Here is a 20927-nt window from a genome sequence, read left to right as displayed (position 1 = left end):
CCCAAGCAAAACGCCGCCCCCTTCGGGGGACGGCGCTACGTGGTCGGGAATAGGTTTATTTACGGGGCGTGGCGGGCTTGATGTCCGCGACGGAGGACGGGGCCTTGGCGGCGGGTTTTGCCGCGGCCTTGGCTTGCTTCTTCTTATTGCCGATTTTGTCACCCATGGTCGGGCCCTTTGTCATGCGAGGGGCGCTGGCCTCATGCCGCGCCTGCCCTCATCATGGCAAAAAGCGCGCCTCACGCTAATCCGTTTTCGACCATGATGTCGCAAACGAAGCGCCGCCCCGAAAGGCGGCGCAATGCCGCTTAGAACCGCCAGTTGAACGCGCGGCTGACGCCGATGCGCATGGTCCATTGATCATCAGAACCGGCCTGCGTGATCGGGCTGTCGGCCGCGTCATTCAGCAGACGTTGATAGGCCACGGCCCCCTCAAGCGCCCATGCCTCATCCAAGCGGTAGGTCGCCTGCACTTCGACGCCCGCCCCTAGCAGACCGCCTTCGGCCTCATAGGCCGCCAAGGTCGGCGTGGCCGTGTCGACGCCGAAGTAGGTGTCGGCGTAGGTGTCATTGCCAAGGCTGAAACGCGGGCCTGCGGTGATGGTCCAACGCTCATCGGGGCGGAAGATTACGTCAGCGCCGATGTCGCCGGTCACGCCTTCATGCCCGCCAAACCCTTGGCGCACTTTGCCGAAGACCTGCCAGTTCACCTCGCGGTAGACCACGCCAAAGCCAAGTTCGACCGCGGCGTCGATATCCTCAAGCCCCGCTAGTTTGGGGTGATCGGAACTGTCACGCTCGCCCAGATAGCGGAACGCGCCGGTAAAACCGAAACCGGTTTTGGGCGCTTCGCCGATGTTGGTGCCGATCTTGCGCCCGCCCCATTCGATCGAGCCAAAGGTAAAGGCCAAATCCGGCGTCGCGCGGTAGCTGCTGGCGCCCGGATAATCAGGTGCCGCCCCCACCCCGCCACGCAGGGCGAAGTTAAACGAACGGTCCTGCGCCGCCACCGGCAGCGCGGCAACCATGGCGAGGCAGGAGGCAAGGGGCAGAGAAAGGGCGAGACGCATGTGGGCAGGCTCCAAAGGTAATAGGGTTTCGAGGCAATCTAGCATGACGCGCCGCAACTGACAGGAACAATAGCGATCCGCTTGCCGAAATCTTTCTAAGCGGCCAGAGTGGCTGGAAATATTTGCGCGTCAGTACAGCTATACCCGGCCCGCGGGTTTGCCGCACAGTGCAACAGGAGGAGGAACACCATGGGATACCGCGACACCTACGACCGCTGGCAGGCCGATCCGGAAGCCTATTGGCTGGAGCAGGCAGAGGCGATCGATTGGGACATCGCGCCGACGCGCGCCCTGTTTGACCGGGGCGACCTTATCTATGAGTGGTTCGCCGATTCCAGTGTAAACACCTGCTACAACGCTGTGGACCGCCATGTGGAACAGGGCAACGGCAAGCGCGTGGCGATCATCTATGACAGCCCGATCACCGGCAATAAATCGACCCTGACCTATAGCGAATTGCAGGCACATGTCGCCTCGCTCGCCGGGGCGCTGGTGGCCCAAGGCATCGAGAAAGGCGACCGCGTGGTGATCTATATGCCCATGGTCCCCGAAGCGGTTGAGGCGATGCTGGCCTGCGCCCGGATTGGCGCGATCCATTCGGTGGTCTTTGGCGGTTTTGCCTCAAGCGAGCTGGCGGTGCGGATCGACGATTGCAAACCCAAGGCGATCATAGCCGCCTCTTGCGGGGTCGAGCCATCCCGCGTGGTGGATTACAAACCTTTGCTGGACGGCGCCATCGAACAGGCCACGCATAAGCCTGACACCTGCATCATTCTGCAACGGGGCCAGAAACCCTGTGAGTTGAACCCCGAGCGGGATATCGACTGGTACGCCGCCCAAGATGGCGTGCGTCCCGCGCCTTGTGTTCCGGTTGAGGGGAACCACCCGGCCTATATCCTTTACACCTCTGGCACCACCGGCGCGCCCAAGGGCGTGGTGCGCCCCACAGCGGGGCATCTGGTGGCGCTGAACTGGACGATGAAGAACATCTATAACGTCAATCCGGGCGAGGTGTTCTGGGCCGCGTCAGACGTGGGCTGGGTCGTGGGCCACAGCTACATCTGCTATGCCCCGCTGATCGCTGGCAACACCACCGTTGTGTTCGAGGGCAAGCCCGTTGGCACCCCCGATGCGGGCACCTTCTGGCGGGTGATCGAAGAGCATGGCGTGTCGAGCTTCTTCACCGCCCCCACCGCGATCCGCGCCGTAAAACGCGAAGACCCCAAGGGCGAAGAGATCAAAAAATACGACCTCTCCAGCCTGCGTGCGCTTTACCTCGCGGGGGAACGGGCCGATCCGGATACCGTCGAATGGGCGCAGGAAAAGCTGGGCAAACCGGTCTACGATCACTGGTGGCAGACCGAAACGGGCTACACCATCGTCGGCAACCCCGCAGGGCTTGAGGCGCTGCCGGTCAAGGTCGGCTCCCCCACCGTGCCGATGCCGGGCTATGACGTGCAAATCCTTGACGAGCGGGGCGAACCACTGCCTGCCGGAGAGTTGGGCGCGATTGCCATCAAACTCCCCCTTCCCCCCGGCACCCTGCCAGGCCTGTGGAACGCCGATGACCGCTTTCGCAAATCCTACCTCACCACCTTCCCCGGCTATTACGAGACCGGCGATGCGGGCCGGATTGATGAGGACGGCTATGTCTGGATCATGGCGCGCACCGATGACGTGATCAACGTCGCGGGCCACCGCCTGTCGACCGGCGCGATGGAGGAGGTTCTAGCGGGCCACCCCGATGTGGCGGAATGCGCGGTTGTGGGGGTCAGTGATGACCTCAAGGGCCAATCGCCCGTTGGTTTCTTGTGCCTCACCAAAGGCGTCGACCGCCCGCATGAGGAAATCGTCGCGGAATGCGTCACCCGAATGCGCGAGCAGATCGGCCCCGTCGCCGCCTTTAAACAGGCCGTGGTAGTGGACCGCCTGCCCAAGACCCGATCGGGCAAGATCCTCCGCGCGACCATCGTTAAAATCGCGGATGGGGAGGATTTCAAGCCGCCCGCGACCATCGACGACCCTGCGATTCTGGACGAGATTCGTGACGCGCTAAGGGGCATCGGCTACCCGCAAAGCTAACCAATCAGACCTATGGCGGTGGACCTTTGCAGGACTGGCGCTAAACTCAGACCCAAGGAAACGCGCGTGCCGTCCAGCCCGCGCGTTTTTTTTACAATTGCGTTGCTTGCGCGAAATATGCGAAGCGCCACCGGAAATGCCCTCTAGCGGGGCCAACCACGACAGCACATTCAGTGGGTCTTTTCCCTCCCGGAGCTTGCCCTCCGGCCGCGCAGAAAGGTTTTCGACGTGCAGACACCCTATTACCTGATCGACAAGGCCAATCTCCGCGACAATATGGAGAAGATCGCCCGCCTTCGCGCCCTTTCAGGCGCCCGTTGCCTGCTGGCGCTGAAATGCTTCGCCACATGGTCGGTCTTCGACTTCATGTCAGAATATATGGACGGCTCGACCTCCTCCTCGCTCTACGAGGTGCGGCTGGGGGCCGAGAAATTCCCCGGTGAGACCCATGCCTATTCCGTCGCCTATGCCGAGCATGAGATCGACGAGGTGTTGAGCCACGCCGACAAGATCATCTTCAACTCCATCGGCCAGCTCGACAAGTTCGACACCCAATCCTCGGGCCACATCCGCGGCCTGCGGGCGAATCCCGGCGTCTCGACCTCCGAGTTCGACCTTGCCGACCCCGCGCGGCCGTTCAGCCGTCTGGGCGAGCATGACCCGGCGGCGATTGACGCGGTCGCAGACCGGATTAGCGGGCTGATGTTCCACAACAACTGCGAGAACGAGAGTTTCGAGCGGTTCGACGAGATGCTGACCCTGATCGAAGACCGCTTTGGCGAAGTGCTGCATAAGATGGACTGGATCAGCCTTGGCGGCGGCATCCATTTCACCGGGGCGGACTACCCGCTTGATGATCTGGCGCTGCGGCTGAAATCCTTCGCCGAAGCTTTTGGCGTGCAGGTATATCTTGAGCCGGGCGAGGCCGCGATCACCGGGGCGGCGACGCTGGAGGTCACCGTGCTCGACACGATGCACAACGGCAAGAACCTTGCCATCGTCGACAGCTCGATCGAGGCGCATATGCTCGATCTGCTGATCTACCGCGAACCGGCCATGATCGCGCCCGACACAGGCGACCACGAATGGATGATCTGCGGCAAATCCTGCCTTGCGGGCGATATCTTTGGCGAGTTCCGTTTTGACGCGCCGCTGAAGGCGGGCGACCGCCTCTCGTTCCAAGACGCTGCCGGTTACACGATGGTAAAGAAAAACTGGTTCAACGGCGTCAAAATGCCCGGCATCGCAGTACGCGAGCTGGACGGAACCACCCGAATGGTGCGCGATTTCGACTATGACGATTTCGCCGCCGCCCTGTCGTGACAAGAAAGAGGTCAACACTATGAAACGCAATGTTCTTATCATCGGCGCGGGCGGCGTCGCACAGGTTGTGGCGCATAAATGTGCCCAGAATAATGATCGTTTGGGTGAGCTTCATATCGCCAGCCGCACGGTTTCCAAATGCGAGGCGATCATCGCCAGCGTGCATGAGAAAAACGCGATGAAACAGGACGGCGTGTTCAAGGCGCACGAAGTCGACGGTATGGACACCGACGCTGTCGCCGCCCTGATCAAGGAAACCGGCTGCCAGATCGTGATCAACGTGGGCTCGCCTTTCGTGAACATGACCGTGCTGCAGGCCTGCATCGACACCGGTGCCGCCTATATCGACACCGCGATCCACGAAGACCCCCGCAAAATCTGCGAGACCCCGCCGTGGTATGGCAACTACGAATGGAAGCGCCGCGAGGCCTGCGCCGAGGCGGGTGTGACCGCGATTCTAGGCGCTGGTTTCGATCCGGGCATGGTCAATGCCTTCGCCCGTTTCGCGGTTGATGAGTTCATGGACGAGGTCAAATCCATCGACATCGTCGACATCAACGCAGGCGACCACGGCAAGTATTTCTCGACCAACTTCGACCCCGAAATCAACTTTCGCGAGTTTACCGGCACAGTCTACAGCTGGCAGGAAGGCGCGTGGCAAGAGAACAAGATGTTCGAAGTGGGCCGCGAATGGGACCTGCCCGTGGTCGGCAAGCAGAAAGCCTATATGTCGGGCCATGATGAGGTGCATTCGCTGGCCGCGAACTACCCCGAGGCCGATGTGCGCTTCTGGATGGGCTTTGGCGATCACTACATCAATGTCTTCACCGTACTGCAGAACCTCGGCCTCCTGTCCGAGCAGCCGGTAACCACTGCCGAGGGGCTGGAAGTCGTACCGCTGAAGGTAGTGAAAGCCGTACTCCCCGACCCGTCTAGCCTTGCGCCGAACTACACCGGCAAAACCTGCATCGGCGACCTGGTGAAAGGCGTGAAGGACGGCGAGGAGGTTGAGGTTTTCGTCTACAACGTCGCCGATCACAAGGACGCCTATAACGAGGTCGGCAGCCAGGGCATTTCCTACACCGCAGGTGTGCCGCCCGTGGCCTTTGCGATGCTGATCGCCGATGGCACCTATGACACCGCCACCATGGTCAATGTCGAAGAACTGGACCCGAAACCGCTGTTCGACCTGCTGGATGACATTGGCCTGCCGACCCGCGTGAATGACGACAAGGGCGACCGCGCTTGGCACGAGGCGTGAGCCTCTCTTGAAACGCAAAAGGCGACCCCCGAGGGGGTCGCCTTTTTTAATGCCAGCTACGAAAATTAGTATTTCGCAGCGAAGTCATCGACTTGACGCTCGGCCTCATCTTTGGCGATGCCATAGCGTTCTTGAATCTTACCCACCAGTTGCTCGCGATTGCCGCGCGCTTCGGTGATTTCATCATCGGTCAGATCACCCCATTGCGATTTCACCGCGCCGGTCATCTGGTTCCAATTGCCTTCGATACGGTCCCAATTCATGTCAGGTCTCCTTTCATAGGCTGTGAAGATGCGGGATTGTCCCGCTCTTGCAGGCACAACGCTGGCGCGAAGTCAGGGTTCCCTGCCGGAGGAGCGCAGAGGCGGAAAGACGCCGTCTGCAGGGCCGCAGTGACGGGGGACGTTAGTTGAACTGTTCCGAGATTAACCGCTCTTCCAACCCATGACCGGGATCGAAGAGGATCCGATGGCTCACGCTTGGATCCGAAGAGACCTCAACCGTGGTCACATCGCGGTGCGATTGCCCGTCGGCATCCGCCATCACGGGGCGTTTTTGCGGCTCTTGCACATCAAAGCGCACCGTCGCCCGTTTCGGCAGCAACGCCCCGCGCCAGCGGCGTGGACGGAAGGCGGCGATCGGGGTCAAGGCCAGCACGTCCGAACCAATTGGCAGGATCGGCCCATGCGCGGAATAGTTATAGGCGGTGGAGCCCGCAGGCGTCGCGACCAGCGCCCCATCACAGACCAGTTCCTCCATCCGCTGCCGCCCATCTATCGTGATGCGCAGCTTGGCCGCCTGCGGCCCGGCACGCAGCAGGGACACCTCATTGATCGCCAGCGCGGTCGAGATGGTCCCGTCGATATGAGTGGCACGCATGACCAGAGGGTTGATCACCGCCTCTTCCGCCGCCGCCAGCCGCGCTTGCAAGTCGCCCTCGCGGTAAGCGTTCATCAAAAAGCCGATGGTGCCGCGGTTCATCCCATAGACCGGCGCGTCCATGTCTTGGGTGCTGTGCAGCGTGTGCAGCATGAAGCCGTCACCCCCCAAGGCCACGATCACCTCGGCCTGACGCAGGGGCACGTCACCATAGCGCCCTATCAAAGCGGCCCGCGCCGTTTGGGCCACGCTGGCCCGGCTGGCCACAAAAGCGATCTTTAGAGACATGTCAGCAGGCTCATTCCGGCGAAGTTTCCGATCATCGGCGTTTGGGGCCAAAACAATCACATTATTCCGCGCGCCACCAGTGTTGACGCACATATCTTGCAACCTGTCGGTTTACAGCCTTCACCTCGGCCCGCGTTTCCGATAGGCAACACGCGAAACCAGCCCCAATGAGGATCCCCTGATGTCCGATTTCTTCACCAAATCTCTTGCTGATTCCGACCCGGCCCTCGCCGCTGCGATTGATGCCGAACTGGGCCGCCAGCGCGACGAGATCGAGTTGATCGCCAGCGAGAACATCGTCTCTGCTGCGGTGCTCGAGGCGCAGGGCAGCATCATGACCAACAAATACGCCGAAGGCTATCCGGGCCGTCGGTATTATGGCGGGTGCGAGCATGTCGACGTGGCCGAGAACCTTGCCATCGAACGCGCCTGTGCGCTGTTCGACTGCGCATTCGCCAACGTCCAGCCGAACTCGGGCAGCCAAGCGAACCAAGGTGTCTTTACCGCGCTGCTGCAACCCGGCGACACCATTCTGGGGATGAGCCTTGATGCCGGGGGTCACCTGACCCACGGGGCCAAGCCGAACCAATCCGGCAAATGGTTCAACGCCGTACAATACGGTGTGCGCAAGCAGGACAACCTGTTGGACTACGATCAGGTTGCCGAACTGGCTGCCGAGCATAAGCCCAAAATGATCATCGCCGGCGGCTCCGCCATTCCGCGCCAAATCGACTTTGCCAAAATGCGTGAGATTGCCGACAGCGTCGGTGCCTACCTGCTGGTCGATATGGCGCATTTCGCGGGCCTCGTGGCGGCGGGTGAGCACCCCTCCCCCTTCCCGCACGCGCATGTGGCGACGACCACGACACACAAGACCCTGCGCGGCCCGCGCGGCGGCATGATCTTGACCAATGACGAAGCGATCTCGAAAAAGATCAACTCCGCCATTTTCCCCGGCATTCAGGGCGGCCCCTTGATGCATGTGATCGCGGCCAAGGCCGTGGCCTTTGGCGAAGCACAGCGCCCCGAGTTCAAAGCCTACGCCAAGCAGGTCATCGCCAATGCGCAGGCGCTGTCGGATCAGTTGATCAAAGGTGGCCTCGACACCGTGACCCATGGCACCGACACCCATGTGGTGCTGGTCGATCTGCGCCCGAAAGGCGTGAAGGGCAACGACACCGAAAAGGCTCTGGGCCGGGCGCATATCACCTGCAACAAGAACGGCGTGCCGTTTGATCCCGAAAAGCCGATGATAACTTCGGGCATCCGTCTCGGCTCCCCTGCTGGCACGACGCGCGGCTTTGGTGAGGCTGAGTTCCGCCAGATCGCCGATTGGATTATCGAAGTGGTCGACGGGCTTGCGGCCAATGGTGCTGAAGGCAATGCCGAGGTTGAGGCGAAAGTCGCCGCCAAAGTCGAAGCGCTGTGCCAGCGTTTCCCGATGTATCCGAACCTCTGAGAAGTTTGGCCCTCGCAGGGATGCGGGGGCCTTTCTTTGCCCGGAATCAAGGCGCCCCGCGCCGCCGGGCAGCACCCGACCGCCCCATGGGCGGGCGCTTTTGCAGCGGCACAAGCCAAACCAACCCCACATCAAACTTGAGAAATTAAGTGGTATCGACATCGCTTGTGATGCTCACCCGCGGTCCGGCGCTGCCCTCTGGTGCATTGTTACGCTTCCCCTTGCCGATCCCCCCTCCCCGCGCCACATTCTTCTGCAAAGGAGAACCGCATGATCATTCACCCCAAAGGCAGCCGCCCCTCTGAACCCGGCCCCGAAGATTACTTCACCGGAGAGGTCGAGATGGCCCCGCTGATCTCTGCCCCGGCCCCCGCGCGCCTGCGCGGGGTGACGGTGACCTTCCAGCCCGGAGCGCGCACGGCGTGGCATGTCCACCCCTTGGGCCAGACCCTGATCGTCACCGAAGGCACCGGCCGCGCCCAGACCGAAGGCAGCCCGGTGCAAACGCTGAACAAAGGCGATGTCGTCTGGTTCGGGCCCGGAGAGAAACACTGGCACGGCGCCGCGCCAGACAGCGCCATGACCCATATCGCTCTGCAAGAGGCGCAGGTCGGCGAGGCTGTAGAATGGATGGAAAAGGTGACGGACGCGGATTACGACCCGGCCTGAGCCCTTGGGCGCGGCGGCTTAAACGTAGCCGCGCCACCAAAGCCAGATCACGAAGCCCACGAAAACCACGAGGATGTTAAAGGCCACCCCCGCCAAGCGATCCAGAATGATCCCGCGCCGCCGGGCCTTGGGGTCGATCTCACGCAGATGCGCCGTGACCCGGTTGAAGGCCGCCCAAACGGGGGCATCCTCCAACTGGCGGGCGATATGAGGGTTGGCGACCAGATGTTCGGTCTTGCTCAGCAACACCCCATCGCCGCGAATGCCGCGCGGCAGTTCCGGCCCGGCGCGGTGAAACGCCTCGCGCAGATCGCGGGCTTTGATGCGCAGCCGATCCTCGAACAGGGGGCGCAGCGCCTCGGCGCGGGTGTTGAAATCTTGGCGGTCAATCATGCGTGCATCTAATCGCTCTGGTCCCCGGGCTGCAATGCCCGTAATTTGACCGCATGTTGAATTACACCGAATATGGCGAAGCCGCCGCCGACCGTCCGTCCCTGTTTATCGTTCATGGCCTCTATGGCTCTGGCCGCAACTGGGGCGTCATCGCGAAACGCCTGTCAGACGAGCGCCACGTCGTCACGGTGGACATGCGCAACCACGGCAGCAGCCCGCATCACGACACCCATAGCTACCCCGAGATGGCGCAGGATCTGGCCGAGGTAATCACGCATCTTGGCGGCCCGGTGGACATCTGCGGTCACTCCATGGGCGGCAAGGCGGTGATGATGCTGGCGCTGACCCAGCCCGATCTGCTGCGCCGGGTGATCGTCGCCGATATCGCGCCCGTCACCTATGGCCACACACAACAGATGTTCATCGACGCCATGCGCGGCGTGGACCTCACCCAGATCGAACGCCGCTCGGACGCCGAAGCGCAACTGGCCACAGCCGGGGTAGAGCGCGCGCTGCAGAGCTTCTTTACCCAATCGCTCGACGTGCCCGGAAAACGCTGGCGGCTGAACCTTGACGCGCTCGAGGCTGAGATGCCCAAGATCATTGGCTGGCCCGAGGACGTGAGCGGGCAGTTCGAGGGGCCGACCCTGTTCCTCTCGGGAGGGGCCTCGGACTATGTCCAGTCCGAACACCGCGAGGCGATCAAGGCGCTTTTCCCGCAGGCGCGCTTTGCCAAAATCCCCGGCGCGGGGCATTGGCTTCACGCAGAAAAACCGCGCGAGTTCGAGGCGACGCTGCGCATCTTCCTCAATACCGAAGGGTCCGACCAGCCAAGCTGATCCCTTCAGCAGCCCCAGCAGCCCCCGGATCGCTGCCCTTGAGGGGGTGAAGCCACAACGCCACCCTTATTTCTCGGGCCGTGATGGCCATTCCCCCCTTGCAGCCAGAGCCGCCTTGCCTATAAGGCAGGACAATTTGCAAATTTAGGGGGCCGCCATGCCGAAACGTACCGACATCCAGTCGATCATGATCATTGGTGCGGGGCCGATTGTCATCGGACAAGCCTGCGAGTTTGACTATTCCGGCGCTCAAGCCTGTAAGGCGCTGAAAGAGGAAGGCTACCGCGTCATCCTCGTCAACTCCAACCCGGCCACGATCATGACCGATCCAGGGCTCGCCGATGCCACCTATATCGAGCCCATCACACCTGAAATCGTCGCCAAGATCATCGAAAAAGAGCGCCCCGACGCGCTGTTGCCCACCATGGGCGGCCAAACCGGGCTGAACACCTCGCTCGCGCTCGAAGAGATGGGTGTGCTTGAGAAATTCGGCGTCGAGATGATCGGTGCCAAGCGCGAAGCCATCGAAATGGCCGAAGACCGCAAGCTCTTCCGCGAGGCGATGGACCGTTTGGGCATCGAAAACCCCAAAGCCACCATCGTCACCGCGCCCAAGCGCGAGGACGGCAAGAAAGACCTCGCCGCTGGCGTGAACCTCGCCCTTGAGGCGCTGGAATACGTCGGCCTGCCCGCGATCATCCGCCCCGCCTTTACCATGGGCGGCACCGGCGGCGGCGTGGCCTACAACCGCGAGGATTATGAATTCTACTGCCGCTCAGGCATGGACGCCTCGCCGATGGGGCAAATCCTCGTCGATGAGTCGCTGCTGGGCTGGAAAGAATACGAGATGGAGGTGGTGCGCGACACCGCCGACAACGCCATCATCGTCTGCTCGATCGAGAACATCGACCCGATGGGCGTGCATACCGGCGACAGCATCACCGTGGCCCCAGCCCTGACGCTCACGGACAAAGAATACCAGATCATGCGCAACCACTCCATCGCCGTGCTGCGCGAGATCGGGGTGGAGACCGGCGGCTCCAACGTGCAATGGGCCGTGAACCCCGCCGATGGCCGCATGGTCGTAATCGAAATGAACCCGCGCGTTTCGCGCTCCTCGGCGCTGGCGTCCAAGGCCACCGGCTTCCCCATCGCCAAGATCGCGGCGAAGCTCGCCGTGGGTTTCACGCTGGACGAGCTCGACAACGACATCACCGGCGTTACGCCCGCGTCTTTCGAGCCGACCATCGACTATGTGGTCACCAAGATCCCCAAATTCGCCTTTGAGAAATTCCCCGGCGCCGAGCCTTACCTCACCACCGCGATGAAATCGGTGGGCGAGACCATGGCCATCGGCCGCACCATCCACGAAAGCCTGCAAAAGGCGCTGGCGTCGATGGAATCGGGCCTCACCGGCTTTGACGAAGTGGCCATCACCGGTCTCAACAGCGACCTGCCCGGCGACGCGCCAGAGAATATGGCAGCGCTGATCAAAGCCGTGTCGGCGCCCACGCCCGACCGAATGCGCACCATTGCCCAAGCGATGCGTCACGGCATGTCCGACGACGATCTGCACGCACACACGATGTTCGACCCGTGGTTCCTTGCCCGCATCCGCGAGATCATCGAAGCCGAAGAGGGCATCCGTGCCAGCGGCTTGCCCGACGATGCCGATACCTTCCGCGAGTTGAAGATGATGGGCTTCACCGATGCCCGGCTCGCCATGCTGACCGACAGCCGCGAAGCGCAGGTTCGCGACGCGCGGCTGGCTCTCGGTGTCAAAGCCGTCTTCAAACGCATCGACACCTGCGCCGCCGAATTCGAAGCGCAGACCCCCTACATGTACTCCACCTACGAAAGCCCATTGATGGGCGAGGCGGAATGCGAAGCGCGGCCATCAGACCGCAAAAAGGTCGTCATCCTCGGCGGTGGCCCAAATCGCATCGGCCAGGGCATCGAGTTCGACTATTGCTGCTGCCACGCCTGCTATGCGCTGACCGACGCGGGCTATGAGACCATCATGGTCAACTGCAACCCCGAGACGGTTTCGACCGACTATGACACCTCGGATCGTCTGTACTTTGAGCCACTGACCTTTGAGCACGTCATGGAAATCCTGCGCGTCGAGCAGGAGAACGGCACGCTGCACGGCGTCATCGTTCAGTTCGGCGGCCAGACCCCCTTGAAGCTTGCCAACGGCCTGCAAGAGGCCGGCATCCCGATCCTTGGCACCACGCCCGACATGATCGATCTGGCCGAAGACCGCGAGCGTTTCCAGCAGCTTGTGCTGAACCTTGGCCTGAAACAACCACACAACGGCATCGCCCATTCCGACGCCGAAGCGATGGAAATCGCCAAGGAAATCGGCTTTCCGCTGGTGATCCGCCCCTCCTACGTTCTGGGGGGCCGCGCGATGGAGATCGTCCGCGACCAAGCCAGCCTTGAGCGCTACATCACCAACGCGGTGGTCGTGTCCGGCGACAGCCCCGTGTTGCTCGACAGCTACCTCTCGGGCGCGGTTGAGCTGGATGTCGACGCCCTCTGCGACGGCGAGAATGTCCATGTCGCGGGCATCATGCAACATATCGAAGAGGCGGGCGTTCATTCCGGCGACAGCGCCTGCTCCCTGCCGCCCTACTCGCTCCCGCGCGAGATCATCGCAGAGGTCGAAGAGCAGACCCGCGCGCTGGCAAAAGCGCTTAACGTCGTGGGCCTGATGAACATCCAGTTCGCGGTGAAGGACGGTGAGATTTACCTCATTGAGGTCAACCCCCGCGCCTCGCGCACTGTGCCCTTCGTGGCCAAAGCGACGGACAGCGCCATCGCTTCCATCGCCGCGCGGATCATGGCTGGGGAGCCGCTCAGCAACTTCCCGCAGCGCCCGCCCTACCCCGATCAAGCCGCATATGAAGACACCCTTCCGCTGGGCGATCCGATGACACTGGCCGACCCGAATATGCCGTGGTTCTCGGTCAAAGAAGCGGTGCTGCCCTTCGCCCGTTTCCCCGGCGTCGACACGCTTTTGGGGCCGGAAATGCGCTCTACCGGCGAGGTCATGGGCTGGGACCGCGACTTCCCCCGCGCTTTCCTCAAGGCGCAGATGGGCGCGGGCAACCCACTGCCGCGCAACGGCTGTGCCTTCCTCTCGGTCAAGGACGCCGACAAGGGCCAGAACATGCTGGAGGCCGCGGAAATCCTGCTGGGCCAAGGCTTTACCCTGATCGGCACCCGCGGCACCGCAGAATGGCTCACCGCCAATGGCCATGCCTGCGATGTGGTGAATAAGGTCTACGAAGGCCGCCCCGACATCACCGACATGATGAAAAACGGCGATGTGCATCTGGTGATGAACACCACCGAGGGCGCGCAGGCGGTCGAAGACAGCAAGTCGATCCGCTCCATCGCGCTCTATGACAAGATCCCCTATTTCACCACCGCCGCAGGCGCCCATGCCGCGGCACTGGCGATCAAGGCGCAGGCCGAGGATGCAATCGGTGTGAAAGCACTTCAGGGGTAAGAAATCGGGGCTGTCCATTGGGCAGCCCCTTTTTTCAGGCGGCACAGTGCCCGCTTAGCTGATGATGCACCTTATCCAGCAAAGCTGGGGCGCAAAACGCATCCGTGTGGCGTGCGACACGCTGACCTCTTTGGCCTCCAAGCCGATCTGCGCAATCGGTTCGTGGGTAAAACTTGTCTCGACCAGCACCAGACGGTCGCCATCGGCCATCAGCGGCACGCGCTCACGCGAGAGACCGGCGACAAAGTCGAGATCGAGCAGGCTGTCCAGACCGATCCCCTGCGAGAAATCCACTGCGAGGATCCGACGGCCTAGACTGTCACAGTCCAGAATGCAGCGCACCTGAGTGATCCGCAAAGAAACCTCATACCCGGTGAGCTGCTCTGCGACCGATTGCAGCCCCAAGAGATCATCGGCGGTGATCGGCGTTGTCTGGCGCGACAGGCTGTCGGCGATGACGGCGGCGGCATCGGTCGCCATCCCGCGCACCCGAAACGCATCCGTAAAGGTCAGCATCGCCATGATCGACCAGACCAACAAAGGCAGCAACACCAAGAAGGCAATTGTCTGGCTGCCCTCTTCGGACTGGAAAAAACGCTTTAATGAAATCGCCCTCATCCGCGTGGCTCCGTTACGAAAGCGGTGGTGACCCGCACGCCATATTGCCCGTCGGACCCTTCGGGCAGTTGACGGCCTAAACCGGTCCCCGGCAAAAGCGGCTCAAAAAGACGACACACCCGCATCATCATCAGATTGTTCTGCTGGCCGGGTAGAAAACCGTTTGCGGGATCGAAATCTTCGTCCCGGTCCACGCAAGGCGCAGGGCCGCTCAAATCGGCCCAATCGGCAATCGGCAAGGCGCGCATCTCGATCCGGATATTCTCCAGGCAGCCCGCATCAAAGACCGAACGCTCGCAAATCAGCGCCTTCATCGCGTCATAGCCCGGCGTGGCGCCGGTCGCCAAACGCACGTCCCGAACCGCCAAATTCGTGGCACGGCGCAGCATGATCTCACGCGCGCTCCACAGGCCGGTCTCAAGCGCGAGGAAAAAGAAGTAAAAGACCAGCGGCAACAAGATGACGAACTCAACGGTGACCCCGCCCGCCTCGGACCGGCGAAAGCGGTCTTTGAGAAAGCGGATCATTTCGTCAGCCTCAGCATAGAGATGGATGCGGCGATCATGTCGAATGCGGTTTGAATTTCCAAACCCTGAACGTCGAAGTAATGGGCCTCGGATGAGGCGCAATCTTTCAGGAGGTTGAGCGAATTGGTACTGTCGACATCCATACCGATGGAATAGACCACGACCCCAGCGGTATTTGCGACACCGCAGATTTGACGCAGCCGCCGGTCCTTCTCGCTCGCACTGGTTGTGTTGGTTACATAGTCTCGGAAATCTATGGCTCGATTTGCAGCACCTGAACGCCGTCGGATGCCATATAGGTTGTAACCAAAGTAATAGGGGGACATTTCGGCCCAAACCTGAGGCCAAGTCAGGTCCTCTTCTTCCGCGCGCCATGCATCACCGAAATTTGGATGGTCAATTAGCCTGTAATCGCTCCAAATTCGGTCATTGGAAGAGGAATGGGTGGCGTAGAAGTATCTTTCTGGATAGGGGTACTGCCCATCGTTTTCATAGGAATTTTCGGGAGAATCTACAGTATAGTAGTCTGTATTTCCTACACTGGTTCGCGTCACCCCAGATGGGCCGGACGTATAGTTTGGGTGAAGCCGGTATTCCTCACGGTTCTCGCCGTCAGTCATCAAGACCAAAACCTTCATACTGTTATCGGCGTCATAGGGGTGCGGACGGCCTCGAAACTCCGGCTCAATGCGCCCTGATGTAACCAAATTTGCCACGGGGACTTGTGCGGAAGGGTCAAGCAATGCCAACCCCCACTTGGCCCCGATATCAATTGAGGTCGACCCCTCCCCCGTTAAAGCCGCAATCTGAGCTTGCAATTCACGCACCGAGCTGGACAGCGGGGTAATGGGAAAACCGGCATCAAATCGGCAGACCCACTGTCCTGCGGTGGGATACCATGCGGACATATTTCCGATCAAAAAATGGCCTGTGCGCTGTAGCTCCTTGCTTGTGCTTAACCCTAATTGGATGAAATCATCCGCATCGAAATCAACACAGTCTGAATATGCGTGTTCCTCCGTTACTGAATATTGGCTAAGAAGCTCTTCTCCGGCATTCACCTTGGTCGAATACGGAACGATAGAAATCGATACACGCCCCTCTTCGGAATCGCTCAGGATCGTCTCAACAAAATCACTGGCCGCATTTTTGAGTAGGTCAAGCTTGATCATCCTACTGCGGTCGCTGGTCCTTTCATTCATCGAGCCCGACACGTCGAGCACGAGCGAAATCTCGATATCTTCCACCCGCTCGGTCGCCTCTGACGTAACCGTCATGCCAAGCGTGTCGATGTCGAAAAACCGGAAGAAATAGGTGTTCAGCCCGGCGGGAAGCGAGGCTTCGACCGTCCGCCCCACCAGAATGCCGCCGATCTTCTCTTCGCTCGTGTCGATCGCCACCTCGGATGGGTCAAGCCCCGCAGAAGTCAGGTAGCTGCGCACGACCTCTTCGGGGTCGAGGTCTTGCGACAGGCTGGCCGCGGCCAACACGGCGTTGTCGAGATGGGTCTGAAATGTGGTCCGCGTCCGCTCGTGGTTCGCCAGATCCACGGCGAGACCGCCAAAGATCGTAATGCCGAAAAACACGACCAACATGAGGACCAGCATCCCGCCGGCCTCGTCTTTGGAAAACCGCTTCACCCGATCGAAAAGCATTCGACTAATAACTTTGCGCCTCATGACACCTCTCTTTTTCGGAGGTTGAAATCGTAAGTAAATTCTGTGCTCTAGGCTGCGGCATCCGCCATTGGTGGACCTGTAAATCACGCGCCGAAATGGCCGCTGCCCTAAAAAAATCTGTCTGTCTTGTTCAATTAATGATTGCTAACGAGCGATCACTGCGCCCTAGCGGTTGCATAGTCAAGCCAGCGCGTATCGCCCTAGGCGCTCAAATTTTGCAACTGTAGCGGCATTCACACGCCTGCCACCTCAAAGCCGTGGCAAGTCCTGCGCGGTTTCGCTAAACTATGGAACCTGCACCTTGCTGCCCCCTGCGTCAGCGTGCGCCGACCATGACAACGGCCCCTTGCAATTCCACCGGGGCTGCTCAGCTTTAGTAGACCAGCCACGCCGTTGGAGAGAAAGGGATCACACCGATGTATCAAGCCGCCATCACCGGCACGGGCGTTTTCACGCCTCAGCAGACCATCACCAACGCCGAACTGGTCGAAGCCTTCAACGCCTATGCCGACCTCTACAACGCCGAGAATGCCGAGGCGATCGACGCGGGCACCCTAGAGGCCAAGGCGCATTCTTCGGAAGAGTTCATCGTCAAAGCCAGCGGCATCGAGCAGCGCTATGTCATGGACAAATCCGGCGTGTTGGACCCTAATGTCATGCATCCCCTGCTGCGCCAGCGCGCGGATGAGGAACCCTCCCTGATGGCGGAAATGGCCGTTGATGCTGCACAAAAGGCGCTCGCCGCCGCTGGAAAGACCGCCGAAGATGTGGATGCGGTGATCTGCGCGGCTTCCAATCTTGAGCGCGCCTACCCTGCCGTGGCCATCGAAATTCAAGAGCTTCTGGGCGTGAAGGGATTTGCCTTCGACATGAATGTGGCTTGTTCTTCGGCCACATTTGGCATTCAGGCGGCGGCGGATATGATCCGCTCTGGCTCTATCCGCTCTGCCTTGGTGGTGAACCCGGAGATTTGCTCCGCCCACCTCGAATGGCGCGACCGGGATTGCCACTTCATCTTTGGCGATGTCGCCACCGCCACGCTGCTGGAGCGTGCCGAAGATGTCGAAGGCCCCTGTTTCGATGTCATCTCCACCCGATGCGCGACTGAGTATTCCAACAACATCCGCAACAACAACGGCTTCCTCCGCCGGTCCCGCCCCGACGGGCTGAGCGACCGACGCGATATGCAGTTCATGCAGAATGGGCGCAAAGTGTTTAAGGAAGTGTTGCCCATGGTGGCCGATCATATCGGCGGGCATATGGCCGACAATGGGCTGGTCTCCGACGACCTTAAACGCATTTGGCTGCATCAGGCGAACAAATCGATGAACGATTTCATCGGGCGCAAGGTGCTGGGCCGGGAGCCTGAGCAGGGCGAACAGCCCAACATTCTGCAAGACTACGCCAATACCTCCTCCGCTGGCTCGATCATCGCTTTCGCGAAGAATTCCGATGACCTGCAAGACGGGGACACAGGACTGATCTGCTCTTTCGGCGCGGGCTATTCCGTCGGATCGGTGATCGTTAAAAAGCGCGGTTAACCGCCCGCGCCTTGCCCCGCCCGCCTGCGAGATTGAGGCGGGGTTTCTATCTTGATCCGCTGTCATGGGCGGCGTAACACCCTGCCCATGGCAAAGCTCTACTTCAATTACTCCACCATGAACGCTGGCAAATCCACTGTGCTGCTACAGGCGGCGCATAACTATGTGGAGCGCGGCATGGTGCCCTTTTTGCTGACCGCGCAGTTCGACAATCGCGCTGGCGAAGGGCGCATCGCCTCGCGCATCGGCATCGGGCAAGAGGCCGATACCTTCGCCCCGGGCGAAGACCTTTTGGCCAAAATCGAAAGCCGGTTGGAGCAAGGCCCCTGCGCCTGTATCTTTGTCGATGAGGCGCAGTTTCTTGAGGTCGAGCAGGTCTGGCAACTGGCCCGCGCGGTGGATGATTTGGGCGTGCCGATCATGTGCTTTGGGCTGCGGGTCGATTTCCGGGGTGAGCTTTTCCCCGGCTCTGCCACGCTGCTCGCGCTGGCCGATGAGATGCGCGAAGTGCGCACCATCTGCCACTGCGGCAAGAAGGCCACGATGGTGGTGCGCCGCGACGCCGAAGGGCAAGCGATGCGGGACGGCGCGCAGGTGCAGATCGGCGGGAACGAGACCTATGTCTCACTCTGCCGCAAACACTGGCGCGCCGCCGTGGGCGATGGCTAAACCCGGTTCGGCGGGGTGCTTCCGTCGATAAAGGCTTGTAGATTGGCCACCGCCATCAGCCCCATATCGACGCGGACCTCATGCGCCGCTGTGCCTAGATGCGGCAGCAGCACGACATTGTCGAGATCCCGCAGCGCCTCCGGCACTTTAGGCTCGAATTCATAGACATCCAGCCCGGCGCCGCCGATGCGCCCCGCTTGCAAGGCCGCGATCAACGCCGCCTCCTGCACCACATCGCCGCGGGCAATGTTGATCAGACGCGCATGGGGCTGCATCGCCCCGAGCACGGCCTCATCGATCAAATGCCGCGTCGCACCGCCGCCGGGCACGGCCACGACAAGCACATCAACAGCCTCCGCCAGCGCAGTCAGGCTTTCGACACGGGTGGCCGGGAACTCCACCTCCTTCGCGCTGCGGTTAAAATAGCTGACCTGCATCTCGAACCCATAGTGACACCGCCGCGCGATGGCCTGCCCGATCCGACCCATGCCGACGATGCCGACCCGCTTGCCGGTCAGGTGCAGCCCCAGCATCTGGGTCGGGTGCCACCCTTCCCACGCGCCCGCGCGGACCAACCGCTCCCCTTCGGCGGCGCGGCGGGCGGACATCAGCATCAGCGTCATGGCGACATCCGCCGTCGCATCGGTGACAGCGCCGGGGGTGTTGGTCACCTCCACCCCCGCCGCGCGGGCCGCCGCGGCGTCGATATGATTATAACCAACGCCGAAATTGGCGAGGATCTTGCAGCGCGGGGCGGGCACATCGGCAAAGACTTCGGCCGAGAACACATCCCCCAAGGTCGGCATCACCCCGTCATAGTCGCGCAAAGCCGCGCGCATTTCTTCGGCCGAGAGGGGCGCGGTTTCCCCGCGAACGGTTACTTCGCAGCCCGTCAAGGTGCTGGTGACCTCTTTGGGCAAGGGCCTGGCAATCAGTATCTTTTTCAATGCATCCGCCCTCCTTCGGGCACTTTTTGATCGGGCGACAACAGCACGATCTCTCCGTCCTTATCCGGCAGACCAAGCACCAGCACTTCGGACATGAAAGGCCCGATCTGGCGCGCGGGGAAATTCACCACGGCAACGACCTGTCGCCCCACCAACGTCTCGGGTGTATAATGCGCCGTGATCTGGGCAGAGGTCTTACGCTCCCCGATCTCAGCGCCGAAATCCACCCAGAGTTTGATCGCCGGTTTGCGCGCCTCGGGGAAGGCTTCGGCCCGGGTCACGGTGCCCACGCGAATGTCGACCTTGAGAAAATCGTCAAAAGTGATCTCAGCCATTGGCCAGTTCCCGCGATCTGTCCGCGGCAGCGGCCACGGCGCGTTTCAACAAGGGCAGGAAGCCTTCGGTCTCATCCATCAAAACCTCAAGCGCCGCTTGGGTGGTGCCATTCGGGCTGGTCACGTTGACGCGAAGCTGGGCGGGGTCTTCTTCGGCCTGCATCGCCAGCGCCCCTGCCCCGGCCACGGTCGCCTTGGCCAATTGCATGGCCAATTCTTCGGGCAAGCCTTGGGCCACCCCGGCGGCGGCCATGCATTCGATCATGTGAAAGACATAGGCCGGGCCCGAGCCGCTGACCCCCGTGACCGCGTCGATCTGCGCCTCTTCGGACAGACGTACGACATCCCCCACGGCGCTGAGCAGGGTCTCGGCCTCATCCAAAGATCGGCTGCCCGCCTTGGCGTTGCCAACGATGGCGGTGATCCCTTTGGAAATGGCAGCGGGGGTATTGGGCATGGCCCGCACGATGGGTGTGTCGCCGCCGAGGACGTTTTCGAAATAGCCGATGGTGGTGCCCGCTGCGACGCTGACGAAAAGCGTCTCGCCGTTGCCCATCGCCTGAAGCGTCGGCAGCGCATCCGCCATCATCTGCGGCTTAACCGCCACCAGCACCACGGCCGGAGCGGCAGGCAGCGTGGCGTTGAGGTTCACGCCCGTGCTTTGCAACCAATCGGAGGGCTTGGGGTCTACCACCCAAACCGAGCTTGCGGGCAGTCCCTTTGCCAGCCAGCCTTCCAACATGGCCGATCCCATTTTGCCACAGCCCAGCAAAACCAAGCCGTCGCGCGCCACTCTGCCGTCTTTCATCGTCATCCCCCGAAGTTGTTCGG

Annotated in this window: 20 protein-coding genes; 9 read left to right on the top strand and 11 right to left on the bottom strand. The window is 61.3% G+C overall.

Translation table 11 applies throughout. The features are described from left to right. Positions 1-55 precede the first annotated feature (55 nt). Positions 56-166: a malic enzyme gene (locus tag J3456_RS01130; RefSeq protein WP_067267274.1), complete on the bottom strand. Its 111-nt coding sequence runs from the start codon at positions 164-166 to the stop codon at positions 56-58. 142 nt (positions 167-308) lie between these two features. Further along, positions 309-1070, bottom strand: coding sequence for a MipA/OmpV family protein (locus J3456_RS01125; RefSeq protein ID WP_349578544.1), 762 nt, complete (start codon positions 1068-1070; stop codon positions 309-311). 189 nt (positions 1071-1259) lie between these two features. Here J3456_RS01125 and J3456_RS01120 point away from each other — a divergent pair, with 189 nt between their 5' ends. From J3456_RS01120 to J3456_RS01110, 3 genes are all read left to right on the top strand, one after another. Beyond that, entirely contained in the window at positions 1260-3152 is a 1893-nt protein-coding gene (locus J3456_RS01120; RefSeq protein WP_349578543.1) for a propionyl-CoA synthetase, read from the top strand. A gap of 228 nt (positions 3153-3380) precedes the next feature. Further along, positions 3381-4475, top strand: a complete 1095-nt coding sequence (locus tag J3456_RS01115; protein ID WP_349578542.1) for a carboxynorspermidine decarboxylase — start codon at positions 3381-3383, stop codon at positions 4473-4475. A 19-nt stretch (positions 4476-4494) separates the two neighbouring features. Next, positions 4495-5736 (top strand): saccharopine dehydrogenase family protein, encoded by a 1242-nt coding sequence (locus J3456_RS01110; protein ID WP_349578541.1) that lies wholly within the window; start codon positions 4495-4497, stop codon positions 5734-5736. Between the two features lie 65 nt (positions 5737-5801). On the opposite strand, the gene J3456_RS01105 is transcribed toward J3456_RS01110, so the two are convergent. Continuing rightward, complete coding sequence (locus tag J3456_RS01105) at positions 5802-5999, bottom strand: CsbD family protein (RefSeq protein ID WP_067937510.1); 198 nt, start codon at positions 5997-5999, stop codon at positions 5802-5804. Between the two features lie 142 nt (positions 6000-6141). Beyond that, positions 6142-6903 carry an NAD kinase gene (locus J3456_RS01100; protein ID WP_067267283.1) on the bottom strand — a complete coding sequence of 254 codons (762 nt, stop codon included), beginning with the start codon at positions 6901-6903 and terminating at the stop codon, positions 6142-6144. Between the two features lie 181 nt (positions 6904-7084). On the opposite strand from J3456_RS01100, the gene glyA reads away from it, so the two are divergent. Both glyA and J3456_RS01090 read left to right on the top strand, forming a co-directional pair. Beyond that, complete coding sequence (gene glyA / locus J3456_RS01095) at positions 7085-8362, top strand: serine hydroxymethyltransferase (protein ID WP_349578540.1); 1278 nt, start codon at positions 7085-7087, stop codon at positions 8360-8362. Between the two features lie 270 nt (positions 8363-8632). Further along, positions 8633-9031, top strand: a complete 399-nt coding sequence (locus J3456_RS01090; protein ID WP_067916484.1) for a (R)-mandelonitrile lyase — start codon at positions 8633-8635, stop codon at positions 9029-9031. A gap of 18 nt (positions 9032-9049) precedes the next feature. On the opposite strand, the gene J3456_RS01085 is transcribed toward J3456_RS01090, so the two are convergent. Beyond that, positions 9050-9424 (bottom strand): hypothetical protein, encoded by a 375-nt coding sequence (locus tag J3456_RS01085; protein WP_120351696.1) that lies wholly within the window; start codon positions 9422-9424, stop codon positions 9050-9052. Between the two features lie 53 nt (positions 9425-9477). Here J3456_RS01085 and J3456_RS01080 point away from each other — a divergent pair, with 53 nt between their 5' ends. Both J3456_RS01080 and carB read left to right on the top strand, forming a co-directional pair. After that, a complete protein-coding gene (locus J3456_RS01080) occupies positions 9478-10263 on the top strand; it encodes an alpha/beta fold hydrolase (RefSeq protein ID WP_349578538.1) in 786 nt (261 codons plus the stop codon). 157 nt (positions 10264-10420) lie between these two features. Beyond that, positions 10421-13780, top strand: coding sequence for a carbamoyl-phosphate synthase large subunit (gene carB / locus J3456_RS01075; RefSeq protein ID WP_349578537.1), 3360 nt, complete (start codon positions 10421-10423; stop codon positions 13778-13780). Between the two features lie 54 nt (positions 13781-13834). On the opposite strand, the gene J3456_RS01070 is transcribed toward carB, so the two are convergent. Genes J3456_RS01070 through J3456_RS01060 form a run of 3 tightly spaced genes read right to left on the bottom strand, consistent with a single transcriptional unit; the run spans position 13835 to position 16604 of the window. Continuing rightward, positions 13835-14398 (bottom strand): TadE/TadG family type IV pilus assembly protein, encoded by a 564-nt coding sequence (locus tag J3456_RS01070; RefSeq protein WP_349578536.1) that lies wholly within the window; start codon positions 14396-14398, stop codon positions 13835-13837. Continuing rightward, positions 14395-14925: a TadE/TadG family type IV pilus assembly protein gene (locus J3456_RS01065; RefSeq protein WP_349578535.1), complete on the bottom strand. Its 531-nt coding sequence runs from the start codon at positions 14923-14925 to the stop codon at positions 14395-14397. Before J3456_RS01065 ends, J3456_RS01070 begins: the two co-directional genes overlap by 4 nt. Beyond that, on the bottom strand, positions 14922-16604 hold the full coding sequence (locus J3456_RS01060) for a TadE/TadG family type IV pilus assembly protein (RefSeq protein WP_349578534.1): 1683 nt from the start codon (positions 16602-16604) through the stop codon (positions 14922-14924). The genes J3456_RS01065 and J3456_RS01060 overlap by 4 nt, the downstream gene beginning before the upstream one ends. Before the next feature lie 416 nt (positions 16605-17020). Here J3456_RS01060 and J3456_RS01055 point away from each other — a divergent pair, with 416 nt between their 5' ends. Both J3456_RS01055 and J3456_RS01050 read left to right on the top strand, forming a co-directional pair. Next, entirely contained in the window at positions 17021-18145 is a 1125-nt protein-coding gene (locus J3456_RS01055; protein ID WP_349578533.1) for a beta-ketoacyl-ACP synthase III, read from the top strand. 87 nt (positions 18146-18232) lie between these two features. Continuing rightward, positions 18233-18814 (top strand): thymidine kinase, encoded by a 582-nt coding sequence (locus J3456_RS01050; RefSeq protein WP_120351703.1) that lies wholly within the window; start codon positions 18233-18235, stop codon positions 18812-18814. On the opposite strand, the gene J3456_RS01045 is transcribed toward J3456_RS01050, so the two are convergent. From J3456_RS01045 to proC, 3 genes are read right to left on the bottom strand one after another with little or no spacing between them, the layout of a single operon-like run. Beyond that, positions 18811-19761, bottom strand: coding sequence for a 2-hydroxyacid dehydrogenase (locus tag J3456_RS01045; protein WP_349578531.1), 951 nt, complete (start codon positions 19759-19761; stop codon positions 18811-18813). The two genes, J3456_RS01050 and J3456_RS01045, sit on opposite strands and share 4 nt — an antisense overlap. Next, on the bottom strand, positions 19758-20096 hold the full coding sequence (locus tag J3456_RS01040; protein ID WP_349578529.1) for a tRNA-binding protein: 339 nt from the start codon (positions 20094-20096) through the stop codon (positions 19758-19760). Before J3456_RS01040 ends, J3456_RS01045 begins: the two co-directional genes overlap by 4 nt. Next, a complete protein-coding gene (proC, locus tag J3456_RS01035) occupies positions 20089-20904 on the bottom strand; it encodes a pyrroline-5-carboxylate reductase (RefSeq protein ID WP_349578528.1) in 816 nt (271 codons plus the stop codon). Before proC ends, J3456_RS01040 begins: the two co-directional genes overlap by 8 nt. Positions 20905-20927: the final 23 nt, after the last annotated feature.

Source organism: Sulfitobacter sp. NFXS29, from assembly GCF_040148765.1.
Taxonomy (GTDB): domain Bacteria; phylum Pseudomonadota; class Alphaproteobacteria; order Rhodobacterales; family Rhodobacteraceae; genus Sulfitobacter.
The sequence above is the reverse complement of the archived record's forward strand: the minus strand, read 5'-3'. Positions and strand labels throughout refer to the sequence as shown.

What these genes read in the sequence shown, in the direction of transcription:
- J3456_RS01130 (WP_067267274.1), bottom strand. Translation starts at nt 166, where the DNA reads ATGGGTGACAAAATCGGCAATAAGAAGAAGCAAGCCAAGGCCGCGGCA.
- J3456_RS01125 (WP_349578544.1), bottom strand. Translation starts at nt 1,070, where the DNA reads ATGCGTCTCGCCCTTTCTCTGCCCCTTGCCTCCTGCCTCGCCATGGTT.
- J3456_RS01120 (WP_349578543.1), top strand. Translation starts at nt 1,260, where the DNA reads ATGGGATACCGCGACACCTACGACCGCTGGCAGGCCGATCCGGAAGCC.
- J3456_RS01110 (WP_349578541.1), top strand. Translation starts at nt 4,495, where the DNA reads ATGAAACGCAATGTTCTTATCATCGGCGCGGGCGGCGTCGCACAGGTT.
- J3456_RS01105 (WP_067937510.1), bottom strand. Translation starts at nt 5,999, where the DNA reads ATGAATTGGGACCGTATCGAAGGCAATTGGAACCAGATGACCGGCGCG.
- J3456_RS01100 (WP_067267283.1), bottom strand. Translation starts at nt 6,903, where the DNA reads ATGTCTCTAAAGATCGCTTTTGTGGCCAGCCGGGCCAGCGTGGCCCAA.
- glyA (WP_349578540.1), top strand. Translation starts at nt 7,085, where the DNA reads ATGTCCGATTTCTTCACCAAATCTCTTGCTGATTCCGACCCGGCCCTC.
- J3456_RS01090 (WP_067916484.1), top strand. Translation starts at nt 8,633, where the DNA reads ATGATCATTCACCCCAAAGGCAGCCGCCCCTCTGAACCCGGCCCCGAA.
- J3456_RS01085 (WP_120351696.1), bottom strand. Translation starts at nt 9,424, where the DNA reads ATGATTGACCGCCAAGATTTCAACACCCGCGCCGAGGCGCTGCGCCCC.
- J3456_RS01080 (WP_349578538.1), top strand. Translation starts at nt 9,478, where the DNA reads ATGTTGAATTACACCGAATATGGCGAAGCCGCCGCCGACCGTCCGTCC.
- carB (WP_349578537.1), top strand. Translation starts at nt 10,421, where the DNA reads ATGCCGAAACGTACCGACATCCAGTCGATCATGATCATTGGTGCGGGG.
- J3456_RS01070 (WP_349578536.1), bottom strand. Translation starts at nt 14,398, where the DNA reads ATGAGGGCGATTTCATTAAAGCGTTTTTTCCAGTCCGAAGAGGGCAGC.
- J3456_RS01065 (WP_349578535.1), bottom strand. Translation starts at nt 14,925, where the DNA reads ATGATCCGCTTTCTCAAAGACCGCTTTCGCCGGTCCGAGGCGGGCGGG.
- J3456_RS01060 (WP_349578534.1), bottom strand. Translation starts at nt 16,604, where the DNA reads ATGAGGCGCAAAGTTATTAGTCGAATGCTTTTCGATCGGGTGAAGCGG.
- J3456_RS01055 (WP_349578533.1), top strand. Translation starts at nt 17,021, where the DNA reads ATGTATCAAGCCGCCATCACCGGCACGGGCGTTTTCACGCCTCAGCAG.
- J3456_RS01050 (WP_120351703.1), top strand. Translation starts at nt 18,233, where the DNA reads ATGGCAAAGCTCTACTTCAATTACTCCACCATGAACGCTGGCAAATCC.
- J3456_RS01040 (WP_349578529.1), bottom strand. Translation starts at nt 20,096, where the DNA reads ATGGCTGAGATCACTTTTGACGATTTTCTCAAGGTCGACATTCGCGTG.
- proC (WP_349578528.1), bottom strand. Translation starts at nt 20,904, where the DNA reads ATGAAAGACGGCAGAGTGGCGCGCGACGGCTTGGTTTTGCTGGGCTGT.